Source organism: Pseudomonas sp. B1-22, from assembly GCF_050474425.1.
In the GTDB taxonomy this organism is placed as follows: Bacteria; Pseudomonadota; Gammaproteobacteria; order Pseudomonadales; family Pseudomonadaceae; genus Pseudomonas.
Genome location: NZ_JBCHVH010000007.1, coordinates 221,470 through 235,541, shown reverse-complemented (window position 1 = coordinate 235,541; position 14,072 = coordinate 221,470). Strand labels below are relative to the sequence as shown.

At 67.6% G+C, this 14,072-nt stretch carries 11 protein-coding genes; 3 read left to right on the top strand and 8 right to left on the bottom strand.

Annotated features, from left to right (window positions below; genetic code table 11):
• Positions 1-150 precede the first annotated feature (150 nt).
• Entirely contained in the window at positions 151-591 is a 441-nt protein-coding gene (locus tag ACQ5BL_RS26030) for a carboxymuconolactone decarboxylase family protein (protein WP_243807541.1), read from the top strand.
• A 152-nt stretch (positions 592-743) separates the two neighbouring features.
• Here ACQ5BL_RS26030 and ACQ5BL_RS26025 read toward each other — a convergent pair whose 3' ends face one another.
• Together ACQ5BL_RS26025 and ACQ5BL_RS26020 are read right to left on the bottom strand one after the other, a co-directional pair.
• On the bottom strand, positions 744-1,898 hold the full coding sequence (locus ACQ5BL_RS26025) for a YbfB/YjiJ family MFS transporter (RefSeq protein WP_243807540.1): 1,155 nt from the start codon (positions 1,896-1,898) through the stop codon (positions 744-746).
• Entirely contained in the window at positions 1,895-2,767 is an 873-nt protein-coding gene (locus ACQ5BL_RS26020) for a LysR substrate-binding domain-containing protein (protein WP_243807539.1), read from the bottom strand. The genes ACQ5BL_RS26025 and ACQ5BL_RS26020 overlap by 4 nt, the downstream gene beginning before the upstream one ends.
• Before the next feature lie 98 nt (positions 2,768-2,865).
• Here ACQ5BL_RS26020 and ACQ5BL_RS26015 point away from each other — a divergent pair, with 98 nt between their 5' ends.
• On the top strand, positions 2,866-3,918 hold the full coding sequence (locus ACQ5BL_RS26015) for an NAD(P)H-dependent flavin oxidoreductase (protein ID WP_243807538.1): 1,053 nt from the start codon (positions 2,866-2,868) through the stop codon (positions 3,916-3,918).
• A 100-nt stretch (positions 3,919-4,018) separates the two neighbouring features.
• Here the strand turns inward: ACQ5BL_RS26015 and ACQ5BL_RS26010 are convergent, their stop codons facing one another.
• Positions 4,019-4,912, bottom strand: coding sequence for a DMT family transporter (locus ACQ5BL_RS26010; protein WP_430293334.1), 894 nt, complete (start codon positions 4,910-4,912; stop codon positions 4,019-4,021).
• Positions 4,913-5,006: 94 nt separating this feature from the next.
• On the opposite strand from ACQ5BL_RS26010, the gene ACQ5BL_RS26005 reads away from it, so the two are divergent.
• The gene (locus tag ACQ5BL_RS26005) at positions 5,007-5,804 is read left to right on the top strand and encodes an AraC family transcriptional regulator (RefSeq protein ID WP_243807536.1); all 798 of its coding nucleotides are present in this window, start codon (positions 5,007-5,009) and stop codon (positions 5,802-5,804) included.
• Positions 5,805-5,986: 182 nt separating this feature from the next.
• Here ACQ5BL_RS26005 and lysA read toward each other — a convergent pair whose 3' ends face one another.
• The 5 genes from lysA to ACQ5BL_RS25980 form a co-directional block, all read right to left on the bottom strand.
• Positions 5,987-7,231, bottom strand: coding sequence for a diaminopimelate decarboxylase (lysA, locus tag ACQ5BL_RS26000; RefSeq protein ID WP_243807534.1), 1,245 nt, complete (start codon positions 7,229-7,231; stop codon positions 5,987-5,989).
• A 79-nt stretch (positions 7,232-7,310) separates the two neighbouring features.
• On the bottom strand, positions 7,311-8,246 hold the full coding sequence (locus ACQ5BL_RS25995; RefSeq protein WP_430293333.1) for a LysR family transcriptional regulator: 936 nt from the start codon (positions 8,244-8,246) through the stop codon (positions 7,311-7,313).
• Positions 8,247-8,561: 315 nt separating this feature from the next.
• Positions 8,562-8,915 (bottom strand): DUF1428 domain-containing protein, encoded by a 354-nt coding sequence (locus ACQ5BL_RS25990; protein WP_207886228.1) that lies wholly within the window; start codon positions 8,913-8,915, stop codon positions 8,562-8,564.
• 657 nt (positions 8,916-9,572) lie between these two features.
• Positions 9,573-12,659 (bottom strand): error-prone DNA polymerase, encoded by a 3,087-nt coding sequence (locus tag ACQ5BL_RS25985; RefSeq protein WP_430293332.1) that lies wholly within the window; start codon positions 12,657-12,659, stop codon positions 9,573-9,575.
• Positions 12,656-14,065 (bottom strand): Y-family DNA polymerase, encoded by a 1,410-nt coding sequence (locus tag ACQ5BL_RS25980; protein WP_243808285.1) that lies wholly within the window; start codon positions 14,063-14,065, stop codon positions 12,656-12,658. The genes ACQ5BL_RS25985 and ACQ5BL_RS25980 overlap by 4 nt, the downstream gene beginning before the upstream one ends.
• Positions 14,066-14,072 lie beyond the last annotated feature (7 nt).

The following is a 14,072-nucleotide window of genomic DNA, read 5'->3' as shown; positions in this document are numbered from 1 at the left end:
AGCTGGCTCCGGCAGGCGTGGCAGAGCTGGAAGAGTAGCGCCGGGCGGATTGGCCAGTGAAGTTGCGTGGTGAATTTCCCGCGAATTGGCCACCGCTGCCGCGTCCGGCGCCCCGCACAATGCGATTGTGCCCATCCCGAGGAAAGCACCATGCAGCCGCGCCTGGATTATTACACCGCATCCCCCGAGGCCCTGAAGGCGGTACTGGCCCTGGAGGCGGCGATCTTCGAACTGTCCGTCGAGCGACCCCTGCTGGAGCTGGTGCGCCTGCGCGTCTCGCAGGTGAACAACTGCGCCTTCTGCGCCGACATGCACGCGATGGAAGCCCGGCGCGCCGGGGAGACGGAGCGGCGGCTGTTCGCCGTCAGCGTCTGGCGCGAATCGCCGTTCTTCAGCGAGCGCGAGCGGGCGGCGCTGGACTGGTGCGAGGCGGTGACGCTGCTGTCCGAGTCGAAGGTGCCGGACGCGGTGTTCCAACAGGCGCGGGAGCAGTTCAGCGAACGCGAGCTGGTGGACCTCACGGTGGCGATCGGGGCGATCAATGTGTGGAATCGGCTGGGCGTGTCGTTTCGCCAGTTGCCGCCGGTCTGAGAGCCTTCCCAGAAGGCTCCGGCGCTCCCTACATGCGTAGGAGCGGACTCTGTCCGCGATGGCCCCGGCACAAGGACTGCCTTCGGTTCCGTAGGATGGCGTGGAGCGAAGCGATACCCATCATGGCGGATAACGCTGGCGCGTTATGCGCCCTACAAGGGCTGCGCCACGGCGGACCGCCGCAACGGCAGACAGCACAACGCACCGACCAGCAAGGCCCCGGCGGCGGCGCCCAGTGCCGGGACGAAGCTGCCGGTCAGCCCGCGCAGGCCGCTGGCAACCAGTGGCCCGACGATCTGCCCGACGCCATACAGCGCCGTCATCGCCGCCAGCATGTTGAAGCGCACCTGGCTCGCCGCCGCACGCGCCGCTGGCATGGCGATGGTCACGGTGCCCATGAAGCTGCCGCCCACCAGCACCGCACTGCCCAGATAGAGGAAGGCCGATTCGCCCAGCGCCGGCAGCATCACGCCCAGCGCCTGCACCAGCAGGTTGAGCGCCAGGGCGCGGCGGCTGCCCAGCTTCAGGTTCAGGCGGTGCCAGAGGAAGCACGACGGCGCCGCGCCAAGGCCGAACGCCGCCCAGACCTGCAACGGGTCGATGGCGCCCAGGCTGTTCTTCATCAGCAGCGGCAGGTAGGTGGCGGTGATGATGTAGCCGAACCCTGCCAGACCGTAGACCAGCAGGATGATGGCGGCGGAAAACTGCGGCGCTTGCCCTGTGTGGTGCGCGGCTTGCTGCGGGGAAGATGGGCGCGATTGCCGGAGCGCCGGCGTGGCCAGCAACGACATCGCCAGCCCGGCCAGCGCCAGTACGCACCAGATCGTCGCGCTGCCCAGGCCGAAGGCGTTGCCGGCGGTGATCAGCTCAGCCGAGACCAGGATGCCGATGCCCACGCCGGCGAACATCGTCGGCGCGCCGTGGCTTTCGCCCATGCATTGCAGCAGCCACTGCGCCGCGCCCACCAGCGCCATGGCACTGAGCACGCCGGCCAGCAGGCGCACGCCGATGGTGAACCCGGTCGGCGCCGGAATGGCCATGGCAGCCAGGGCGATCAGCGTACCGGCCAGGGCGATCACACTGATGCGCGCGGCATGGCGTTCATGGCTGCGCGCCAGGAGCAGGGCGCCGAGCAGGTAGCCGGCGTAGTTGGCCGAGGCGGCCAGGGAGCCGCCGGTGACGCTGAGCAGGCCATCGCGCACCATCAGCGGATACAGGCCGGTAAAGGCGAAGCGGCCGAAGCCCATGCCCACGGCGAGGATCAGCGCGGCGGAGAAGGCGGCAGGCAGGCGCCGCGAGGGCTTCACGGACGGGCCTCCAGGGTTTCCCGCCAGCGCTGGAAGGCACCGGTGGCGTAGCCGTCGCGCCAGATCAGCAGGGTGTCGACTTCCATCAGCGGGACGACCTGCAGGTCCGGCATCTCCCGTTGCAGTTCCAGCACCGAACGCGGCAGCACGCCGAAGCAGGAGCCGGCGTTCACGCAGGCCAGGATGCCGTGATAGGAGCCCACTTCCTGCACGGCGAGCGAAGCGCCCTTCAACCAGCGTTCCAGCAGTTGGCGGTAAGTGCAGCCGCGGGCGAAGCCCACCAGGGTGCGGATCTGTACATCCTCGGGGCGGGTGACCAGCGGGTGGTCGCCGGGCAGCACCAGCAGCAACTCCTCGCGGAATACCGGTTCGGCGCACAGGCCGCGCTCCAGCAGCGATTCGAAGCCGGGTTCGGCGTGCAGGATGTCCGGGTGGGAGATCAGCGCGCAGTCCAGCCGGCGGTCCAAGACCTCATTGATCAGTTTCTGGCTGTGCCCGGTAGTGACGTGCAGTTCCACCTCCGGGTAAGCGCGATGAAAGCGCGCGAGGATTTCCGGCAAGCGGCTCGCCGCGGCGGCTTCCATGCTGCCCAGGCGCAGGCTGCCGGTGGCGCTCTGCGGGTGCAGCGACTGGCGTGCCTCGTTGGCGAGGGCCAGCAGCTGTTCGGCATAGCGGAGGAATTCGCGGCCCTGGTCGGTCAGCGTCATGCGTTTGCCGTCACGCAGGAACAGCGCCGCGCCGAGGTCCTCTTCGAGCTGGCGGATGCGCGTGGTGACGTTGGACTGCACCCGTTGCAGGCGAGCGGCGGCACGGGTGACGCTCTGTTCCTCGGCCACGCAGCGGAAGATTTCCAGACTGGAGAGATCCATGATTAATCTTCAATAGAGAACGTGTTGCGGCAAATATTCTCTTCATGAGATGGTAAGTCAAGCGGCGATACCGCCGGATCGACGACGAGGACTCCGTCATGCCCATCACCGAACTGCTCGGCATCCAGCACCCCATCATCCAGGCACCCATGGTCGGCGTGTCCACGCCGGCGCTGGCGGCGGCGGTGTCCAATGCCGGTGGCCTTGGTTCCATCGGCCTTGGCGCGAGCAATGCCACGCAGGCCCGCACGCTGCTGGAGCAGACCCGTGCGCTCACCGACGGGCCGCTGAACCTCAACCTGTTCTGCCATCGCCCGGCGCAGGCGGATGCCGAGCGCGAAGCGGCCTGGCTGGAGCACCTGCGCCCGTTGTTCGCCGAGTTCGATGCGCAGCCGCCAGCGCAGATCACCGAGATCTACCGCAGCTTCCTGGCCGATCCCGAGATGCTGGAATTCCTGATCGAAGCGCGCCCGGCGGTGGTCAGTTTCCACTTCGGCCTGCCGCCGCAGGCGTGGATCGACCGCCTCAAGACCGCCGGCATCCGTCTGCTGGCAACCGCCACCTGCCTGGACGAAGGCCGCGCCATCGAGGCAGCGGGTATCGATGCCATCGTTGCGCAAGGCTACGAAGCCGGCGGCCACCGTGGCGTGTTCGAGCCGGAGAAGGACGCGCGCATCGGCACCTTCGCGCTGGTTCGCACGCTGGTGAAAGGCACCGGCCTGCCGGTCATCGCGGCGGGCGGGATCATGGACGGGCAGGGCATGCGCGCGGTGTTCGAACTGGGCGCGCAGGCGGTGCAGATGGGCACGGCGTTCATCTCCGCCGACGAATCCTCGGCCAATGCCGCATTCAAGGCGGCGCTGCGTGGCGAGCGCGGGGAACGCACCGAGGTGACGGCGGCGATTTCCGGTCGCGCCGCGCGGGGCATGGTGAACCGGCTGTTTACCGACGTCGGGCGCGCGGATGCGCCGGCGCTGCCCGACTATCCCATCACCTACGACGCGGCCAAGGCGCTGACCGCCGCGGCCACCGCCAAGGGCTATACCGACTTCGCCGTGCAGTGGGCCGGGCAGGGTGCGCCCCTGGCGCGGGAGATGCCGGCGGCGGAGCTGCTGGAAACCCTCATGGCCGAGTTCCGCTCGGGTCTGTAGGAGCGAGCTTGCTCGCGAACCACCTGACGCCGGCGCCATCGGGGAGCCTGTTCGCGAGCAAGCTCGCTCCTACAAGAAGTGCCGGCTCCGAGCGCTTGGTTCACTGGGCGCCGACGGCAGCAGCGGGCTTCCCCCGTGGCCGCCAGAGTTCGGCCAGCAGCACGCCCGCCAGGGTCAACGCGCCGCCGACCAGGTGATAGCCGGTCAGCTGTTCGCCCAGTACCACGGCGGCGATGGCGGCGGTCAGCACCGGCAGCAGGTTGAAGAACAGCGACATGCGGCTCGGCCCCATGCGCGCCACGCCTTGCATCCACGCCAGCGCACCGACGATGGAGGCGAACAGGGCGGCATAGAGCACCAGCGGCAGGTTGGCAGCGCTCAGCCCCATGTGTGGCGAGGTCAGGTACAGCGGCAGCAGCGCGAGGATCGCCACCAGCACCTGCAGGTAGAGCATCACCAGCGGCGGCAGGCGCAGGTTCCACTTCTTCAGCAGCACGCCATACACCCCATAGGCGAGGGTGGCGACGATCATCATGCCGTCGCCCAGGTTCACGCCGTGGCTGAGCAACTGGTGCGGGTTGCCCTGGGTAATCACCAGCAGCACGCCGCCCAGCGAGACCACCGCGCCGAGCAGGGCTGCGACACTCATGCGGTGTCCCAGCAGGATCGACGCCAACGCGAGGGACATCAGCGGCATCAGCGAGAGGATGATGCCCATGTTGGTGGCCGAGGTCAGCGCGGCGGCGTAATAGGCCAGGCACTGGTAGACGGCCATGCCGAGCAGGCCGAGGGTGACGATCTTGCCGAGGTTGGCGCGGATCACCGGCCAGTGGGCGAGGGTGGCGCGCAGCAGGAAGGGTGTCAGCAGCAGGCCGGCCAGCAGCCAGCGGAAGAAGCCGATCTCCGCCGGGGCGATCTGCCCCACGGCGAGCTTGTTGACGACGGTGTTGCCGGACCAGATGACCACGGCCAGCAGGGGGAACAGGTAATTCATGGTGAAACGCTTCCGGGGATAACGGTGCGTATTGTCCGTCCGTCCGAATCGAGACGTATAATGAAATCCGGACAATCCACCCCGGCATTCGGACATGACCCGCGCCACCGCACTTTTCCCGCCCGCTTTCGACGCCTTGCCCTCGGACATCTACTTCCGCTACGACGAGTTCGACGCCGGCAGCCACTCGCCCAGCCATCGCCATGCCTGGGGCCAGCTCAACTACGCCTCCCACGGAGTGATGGAGCTGGAGGTGGACGGCCAGCGCTTCCTCTCGCCGCCGCAGTACGCCGTGTGGGTGCCTCCGGGACGGGAGCACAGCTGCTACAACCGCCAGGCCATCGTCTACCGGTCGCTCTATGTGTCCGCCGAGCTGTCGCGCAAGCTGCCGGCCGCACCTTGCACCCTGGCGATCAGCGACATCCTCAAGGCCATCCTTTCCGACTTCGCCGACCGTGAGGTGAACGTTCCGCAAAGCGATGCGGACCGCCGCCTGGCCGACGTGGTGATCGACCAGCTGCAAGCGGCGCAACCCCACGACGACTACCTGCCTTACGCCAGCGGCGGCGCACTGGGCGAAGTGCTGGCCGCACTGCAGGCCGAGCCCGGCGACAACCGCACCCTGGCCCAGTGGGCCGAGCGTGTGCACAGCACCGAGCGCACCCTGGCGCGGGCCTGCCAGCGGGAACTGGGAATGTCGTTCGGGGAATGGCGTCAGCGTTTGCGATTTCTCGCCGCCATCGAGGCGCTGGGATCGGGGGAAGGGGTCCAGCAGATCGCCTTCAACCTGGGCTACAGCAGCCCGTCGGCGTTCATCGCGATGTTCCGCCGGCTCTCCGGCACCACGCCGGAGCAGTACCGCGCCACCTTCCGTGCGCTGGAGCAGGCGTGAGGGGTTTCGTGTAGGAGCGAGCTTGCTCGCGAACCGCCCCCGCTTTGAAGTCACCGGGAAATCCGTTCGCGAGCAAGCTCGCTCCTACAAGGGCCGCATGCGCACAACACGGAGGTCGCAAACGCAGTACCGCCCCCGTAGGAGCGGACTTTGTCCGCGATGCTCTTCAGGCGGCGAGCCGATCAGCCCAGGTTTTCTTCCAGAGCCAGCAGCTCTTCCACGCGCTGGCGGCGGCGGATCAGCTTCGCCTCGGCGCCTTCCAGCAGCACCTCGGCAATCAGCGGCCGGCTGTTGTAGTTCGACGACATGGACGCGCCGTAGGCACCGGTGTCGTGGATCAGCAGCAGATCGCCGACCTGGGCGCGCGGCAGGGCGCGGGGGATGACCACGCCGCCATCGCCCTGGGTGAACACGTCACCGGACTCGCACAGCGGGCCGGCCACCACGGTGTCGATCACCTCGCGGCTGGCCACGTCGCCGGCCAGCACGCTGATGCCGTGGTAGCTGCCGTACATGGACGGGCGCATCAGTTCGTTGAAGCCGGCGTCCACCAGCACGAAGTGGTTGCGGCCGGCATCCTTGGTGGCGCGCACTTCGCTGAGCAGGCAACCGGCCTGGGCGACCAGGTAGCGGCCCGGCTCGATCTCCAGGTGCAGTTCGTGGCCGACCACGGCTTCGGCCGCCTTGCGGGCGTTGTCCCAGAGCTGGAAGTAGTGCGCGGTGTCCACTTCCGGGTCGCCGTCGCGGTAGGGGATGGACAGGCCGCCGCCGGCGGAGATGCCGGACAGGTCATGGCCGGCGTCCTTCACCAGGCGCACCAAGCCGAGCATGGCCTCGCCGACCTGGGCCAGGTGGCCGTAGTCGACGCCCGAGCCGATGTGCATGTGCAGGCCCACCAGGCGCAGGCCGCGCTGGCGGATCACGTCCAGTGCGGCATGCAGGTCGGCGTGCCAGATGCCGTGCTTGGAGTGCTCGCCGCCGGTATTGGTCTTGTTGCTGTGGCCGTGGCCGAAACCGGGGTTGATGCGCAGCCACACCGGGTGGCCGGGGGCGACTTCGCCCAGCTGGCGGAGCATGTCGATGGAGCCGGCGTTCACCGGGATGCCGTGCTCGACCACGGTCTCCAGGGTGGCGCGGTCCAGCAGGTCGGCGGTGAAGACGATCTCGGATTCATCCTCGCGGCACGAGTAGCCGGCGGCCAGCGCGCGCAGCAGCTCGCCCTGGGACACCGCGTCGACCTTCACCCCCTGTTCGCGCATCAGGCGCAGGATGTGCAGGTTGGAGCAGGCCTTCTGGGCGAAGCGGATGATGTCGAAGCTCTTCAGGCGCTCGATCTGGCCGCGGATGGTGGCGGCGTCGTAGACCCACAGCGGGGTGCCGAATTGCAGGGCGAGCTGTTCGGCGCGGGGCAGGGCGAGGAAGGGCATGAATGAGCTCCGAATATAGATGGCGCTAGTCTACCGGCCATTTGCGGAGCTGAATAATGCCGCTTTTTGGTTGATCAATTCAATTTTGATATAGGGTGCAGCCCACGCCGGCCTCACACAGGCGCTGCATCAGCCCCCCGGCTTCTGCCTGAAGCGCCGCCACGAAGCGTTCGCGCAGCGGCGTGGCGGGGCGGTACAGCGGTTTCGCCACGCTCACCTGGAACGGCAGCGAGAACGCCAGCGGGCGCAACTGGATGCCCTGGCCCTGGAACATCAGTGCGGTGATCGGGTTGACCACGGCAAGGCCCAATCCGGCGCGGACCATGCTGCACACCGAGACGGCGCTGTGGGTTTCCACCTGCATCTGCCGCTGCACACCGGCGCCGAGGAATACGGCGTCGATCAGGTGCCGGTAGCGGTCGCTGGTGGCCAGGCTGACGAAGGGCTGGCCGGCGAAGTCCGCCGCTTCCAGGCGCTCTCGGGCCAGCAGCGGATGGCCGTCCGGGAGGATGCACACCTCATCCACCGCCAGCAGCGGCTGCAGCTCGGTGCCGCGCGGGGCGTCGTCGTTCTCGATCAGGCCGATGTCGTGGTGCTGGGCGCTGAGCGCCTCTTCCAGATGCGGTGATTCCAGCGCCGCCACTTCCAGGCTGATGGCCGGGTTTTCCCGGCTGAAGCGCTTGCAGGCTTCCGGCAGCAACGCCTGGGACAGCGCCGGCAGGCAGCCGATGGAGAACTTGCCCTCGGCGAACTGCCCCAGGCTCCCGGCGAAGGCGACGATGCGGTCCAGCCCGGTGAAGGAACGCTCCACCTCCTCGAACAGCATCAACGCCCGCGCCGTCGGCGCCAGCCGCCCGCGCTCGCGCAGGAACAGCTCGAAGCCGACCAGTTGCTCCAGCCTTGCCAGCTCGCGGCTGACGGTGGGCTGGCTGGTATGCAGGAACGCTGCGGCGCGGGTGACGCTGCCGGTGGTCATGACCGCACGGAAGACTTCGATGTGGCGGAGAGTGATCATGCTGGGTCCGATGCTGGAGTGCGGGTCATTGTGTCGTTGTTCGGGTTAGGGCACCAGTGGGGCCAGGCAGCGCGTTCGCGGACGGATTGGGAGCGTATCGAGGTCTGGCGCGGTATGTCGGTGCGGACTTTGTCCGCTTATCGCGGGCATGGCCCGCTCCTACAGGAATAGTGCGCGGTCGACCTGTAGGAGCTGGCCATGCCTGCGACAGGCCCAGCGCATGGCATCAGGATGGAATCACATAGGGCGTTATTCGCCGTTTGGCGGATAACCCGTTCCAGGTTATGCGCCCTACGTTGCTGGAACTGGGCGGCATCAGGCTTGGACTATCACTTCGAAGCCGCCGAAGATCATGCGTTGCCCGTCGAAGGGCATGTCGCTGAATTCGGTCTTCATCCGTGGGTCCTCCATGAACTTCTTCATGCCCGCGTCCCGCACTTCCTTGCTGGGCCAGGTGATCCAGGAGAACACCACGGTCTCGTCTTCCTTGAGCTTCACCGCCATGGGGAAGGAGGTCACCTTGCCCTCGGGAACGTCGTTGCCCCAGCACTCGACGACGCCGAGCGCGCCGTACTCCTTGAACATCGCCGCCGCCTTGCGCGCCACCTCGATGTAGCGCTCGCGGCTGGCGGTGGGCACTGGTACGAGGAAGCCATCGACATAGGTCATCGTTCATCTCCTGCGGGTGGACGGACGGCCGGATGCCGCCTGCCTTTGATCAGTAGTCGAAGGGCGAAGGGCGGGATCGACAGGATGGAGGAGTGGGGCGACGGGCGGTCGGCGAGGGATTACAGCCATGTAGGGCGGATAACGCCTGGGGCGTTATCCGCCGTCTTGTTCGGTGTTTCTGCGCCGCTTCGGCGTGCTCGGGTACTTCTTGTTTCGCCCCCTCGGGCGACCCACTTTGGCAAACGACCCAAAGTGGGCAAAGGTCTTGCCCCATCATCCGGGTCCCGCTTCGCGGGACTTCCCTCGCTCCATCGAAGTTTCAGGGGCACGCGTCGACGGGCCATCCCTGGCCCGACGACGCTCTCGCGGCATCCATGCCGCTCAACCCCTGAAACTCCGACTCCACTCGGCCTCCTGAAGGGGCGCTCGGAGTGCGCGGAGGTTTCTCTGGAAGTCTTCAAGAGCAAGAGCAAGAGCAAGAGCATCGCGGGCATGGCCCGCTCCTACGGGGTGAGTGCAAGGCGTCTCTTGTAGGAGCGGGCCATGCCCGCGATTAGAGTTACAGGCAACGCCGAGCTATCCGCCGTGATGGGTATCGCTGCGCTCCACGCCATCCTACGAGCCTGCATTTTTGCGAGATTCGTTCGCCAATTGGGCTCAGTGGAAATCCCGACTCCGCACATCCAGCCCTTCCAGCAGCTCGCTCAGATCCGTCAGCCTTCCGGCGATCACATGGCGCACGCCGTCCTTGGCTTCCAGGGCGCCGTCCACCTGCAGCAGGCGGGCGCTGAGGAAGGGGCGGCGCTGGTGTTCGGCGAGGTCGCGCCAGACGATCACGTTGATCATGCCGAACTCGTCCTCCAGGGTGATGAAGGTGACACCGCTGGCGGTGCCGGGACGCTGGCGGCCGACGACCAGGCCGGCGACGCGCACCGGGCGGTCGGCTTCCAGCTTCAGCAGGTCGCGCGAACTACGGCAACGGCGGGCCTTGAGGGCGCCACGCAGCAGCGTCATGGGGTGTGGACCGAGGGTGGTGCCGAGGGTCGCGTAGTCGGTGAGCAGGTCTTCGCCACGGCTGGGCAGCGGCAGGCTGACCGGCGCTTCCTCGGTGACTTGCCCTGCGAACAACGGCAGCTGTGGTTCGACCCCGGCAATCGCCCAGCGCGCCTTGTGCCGGTGTCCGGCGAGGCCGCGCAGGGCACCGGCGTCGGCCAACTGTTCGCGGGCGCGGCCGTCGAGGTGGGCGCGCAGGCAGAGGTCGGCGACGTCGGCGAAGGGGCGTTGTTCGCGCGCCTGGGCTACGGCGTTGGCGACCTCCTCGCGTAGCCCGCGCACCATGCGCAGGCCGAGGCGGATCGCCGGCTGGCGGTCGGCGATGGGCTCCAGGGTGCAGTCCCAGTGGCTGTGGCGCACGTCCACCGGACGGATTTCCAGACCGTGGCGGCGGGCGTCCTGCAGCAACTGGTCGGGGCTGTAGAAGCCCATGGGCCAGCTGTTGATCAGCGCGCAGGTGAAGGCCGCCGGCTCGTGGCATTTCAGCCAGCAGCTGGCGTAGGTGAGCAGGGCGAAACTGGCGGCGTGGGATTCGGGGAAGCCGTAGCTGCCGAAGCCTTCTATCTGTTTGAAGATGCGCTCGGCGAAATCCTGGGTGTAGCCGTTCTTCAACATGCCTTGGAAGAGGCGCTGACGGTGCGGCTCCAGACCGCCATGCCGCTTCCACGCGGCCATGCACCGACGCAGGTGGTCCGCTTCGCCCTGGGTGTAGTCGGCGGCAATGACGGCCACTTCCATGACCTGTTCCTGAAACAGCGGAACACCCAAGGTGCGCCTGAAGACCTTTTCCAAGGCTTTGGACGGATAGGTAACGGGTTCTTCCTTGTTACGTCGGCGCAGGTAGGGATGCACCATGTCGCCCTGGATCGGTCCGGGCCGGACGATGGCCACTTCGATGACCAAGTCATAAAACGTTTCGGGCTTGAGGCGCGGCAGCATGGCCATCTGCGCACGGGACTCGATCTGGAACACGCCAATGGTGTCGGCGCGGCTGATCATTTCGTAGGTCTTCGGACATTCCTGCGGCAGGGAGGCGAGTGTCCACCGCTGACCACGATAACGTTCGATCAGGTCGAAACAGCGGCGCAGCGCGCTGAGCATGCCGAGGGCGAGCACGTCGACTTTGAGCAGGCCGACGGCGTCGAGGTCGTCCTTGTCCCATTGGATCAAGGTGCGTTCTGGCATCGCGGCATTCTCTACCGGCACCAGGGTTTCCAATGGCTGCTGGGAAATCACGAAACCGCCGGGATGCTGTGACAGATGCCGGGGGAATCCGACCAATTGCTCGGTAAGCGCCAGTACTCGTCGCAGTACCGGGCTGTCCGGATCGAAGCCGGACTCAATCAGACGGTCACGGGGAGGGCCTTCACGACTCCAGCGCCCGCAGCAATCGGCCAGGGCACCTACTTGATCGGGCGGAAGACCCAGAGCCTTGGCCACGTCGCGCACCGCCCCAGCGCCCCGGTAGGTACTGACTACGGCAGTCAGTGCTGCCCGCGTGCGGCCGTAGCGGCGAAATATGTACTGGATGACTTCCTCGCGGCGGTCGTGCTCGAAATCGACGTCGATATCCGGCGGCTCGTTGCGTTCGCGGGAGATGAAGCGGCCGAACAGCAGGTTGCTGTGTGTTGGGTCGAGTTCGGTAATCCCCAGCGTGAAGCACACTGCGGAATTGGCGGCCGAACCGCGTCCCTGGCAGAGGATGTGCTGCGAGCGGGCAAACCGGACGATGTCATGGACCGTGAGGAAATAGCTTTCGTATTTCAGTTCGATGATCAGCCGCAGTTCCTTGCGGATGCGTTTGATGATTTTCTTCCTGGCTCCTTTGGGCCAACGTTCGCGAATGCCTTTGTGAGTCAGGGCGCAAAGCCAACTGGCTGGCGTATGCCCTTCGGGCACCAGCTCGCGCGGGTACTGGTAGTCGAGTTGACCGAGGTCGAAAGCACAGCGCCCGGCAATCTTCACCGTCTCCGCCAGCAGCTCGGCGGGGTAGATCGACGCCAGCGCCTCCCACGGTCGCAGATGGCGTTCGCCGTTGGGATAGAGGTACTGCCCGGCCTCTTGCACCGGCAGGTGCTGGCGGATGGCGGTCATGCAGTCCTGCAGGGCGCGGCGGCCGCGCACATGCATGTGCACGTCGCCGCAGGCCACGGCGGGAATCTCCAGGCGTGCGGCCTGTTCCTGCAGGCGCCGCAGCTTGCCGGCGTCGTCCGGGCCCTTGTGCAGCTCGACGCCCAGCCACAGGCGCTCAGGGAACAGCCCGCGCAACCAGAGGCCGTCGTCGTCCTGATCATCCCGTGGCAGCCAGATCGCCAGCAGGTGCTCCAAGTTGCCGTCGAAGTCCGCGCGCACCAGTCGATAGCTGCCTTTCTCGGCACGGCGGCGGGCGTGAGTGAGCAGGCGGCAGAGGTTCTCGTAGCCGGCCAGGTTCTCCGCCAGCAGCACCAGCTTCGGGCCTTGCGAGAGGCTCAGTTCGCTGCCGGTGATCAGCGGGATTTCCGTCTCCTTCGAGGCCTGCCAGGCGCGGACGATACCGGCCAGGCTGCATTCGTCGGTGATCGCCAGCGCCCGGTAGCCGAGCTTCTTCGCCCGCTCGAAGAGCTCGGCCGCGCTGGAGGCGCCGCGCTGGAAGCTGAAGTTGGACAGGCAATGCAGCTCGGCATAGCCGATGCCTTCGGCCGGCGCGCTCATGCGAACCAGCCGTGCAGCAGCAGGGGGCCGTCGTCGCCCACCGGGCGGAACGCCCAGGCGCGCTGGCCGCTGCGGGTTCGCACCTGGTAGTAGTCGCGGCGGATGTCCTCGCCGTCCCACCAGCCGGATTCGATGCGCTCGGGGCCGGCCAGCAGCGTCGGGGCGAATTCGCGCAATGGCTGGGGTTCGGCCAGCAGCCAGCCGGGGCGCGGGGCTTCGGTGACGGGCAAAAGCGGCATGGAGCTGCTTTGCCAGGCGCGCTCCGGGCGATGGTCGGCGCGGCCACCGAGACTGTGCACGGCATCGTCGCCCAGTCGCGCGCGCAGCCGTTCGCGCAGTTGCTCCCAGGGCAGCGACTGCTGCGGGCGGTCGTCGAACAGCTCGCGGTGCTGCGGGACGAAGGCCGGCAGGTCGTCGGCCAGCAGTCGCACGCTGTGCACCGGGGCGCGCAGTTGCAGTTGCTCCAGACGGCCACGGGTCAGCTCGAAGAGCATCGCTGCCTCGCGCTCGGCGCTGAGCAGGCCGACCGGCATCTGCGTGTCGCTGCCTTCGTGGTGTTCCAGATAGAGGACGAAACGCTGCACGCCACTGTCGCGCCCGGCGAGGAAGGCGGCGAGGTCGGCGGTCAGGCGGCGCAGCGGGAACAGCAGTGCCTGGGTCGATTCCACGTCGAAGTTCAGCTCGATGCGTGACTCGAAGGTATCCGGCGGCCGGTAGAACTCCAGGGCCAGCGGGCGCTGGCCGAGCAGGGTGTCGACCTGCCGCAGCACCTGTGGCGGGAAACGCCGGGCCAGACTCTCGCGCGGCAGGGCGAGCAGTTGCTGCAGGCTGCGCAGGCCCATGCGGCCCAGGGAGGTGGCGGTGTCGCGCTCCAGGCCCAGGCGCTCCAGCGGCATCCGTCCCAGGTACTGGCGCAGTTGCTGGTTGTCGTGGATCGCCAGGCCGTCGTGGCCGTTGGCGAGGATGCGCGCCGCGGCCGGATTGGGCGCGGCGGTGATGCGATGGCGGAAGCCCAGTCCGTTCAGCTCCTCGCGCAGGCGCGCTTCGAAGCGTGGCCAGGGACCGAACAGTTGCAGGCTGGACTGCACCTCCAGCAGCAGCGCGCGCGGGTAGTGCTGGCTGACTTGCGAGCTGAAGCCGTAGGCCCAGGCGGCCAGCAGGTTCTGCCAGCGCTGCACGTCGCGCAGGTCGTACTCGGCGGTGGCGAAGTCGCGGCTCAGCGCCTGGGCTGCGGTGAGCGACTGGCCGGGCTTGAGCCCCAGCGCCCGCGCGGCCGGGTTCACCGCCTGCAGCACGCGGCGCTGGGGCGGCCCGGCGAGCAGCGCCAGGGCGGCGTCCGGCTCGGGACGGCCGCGCAACACGCCGTCCATTGCCAGCTGCGGCAGGAGAATGCAGGCCCAGAGCATGGCGGCC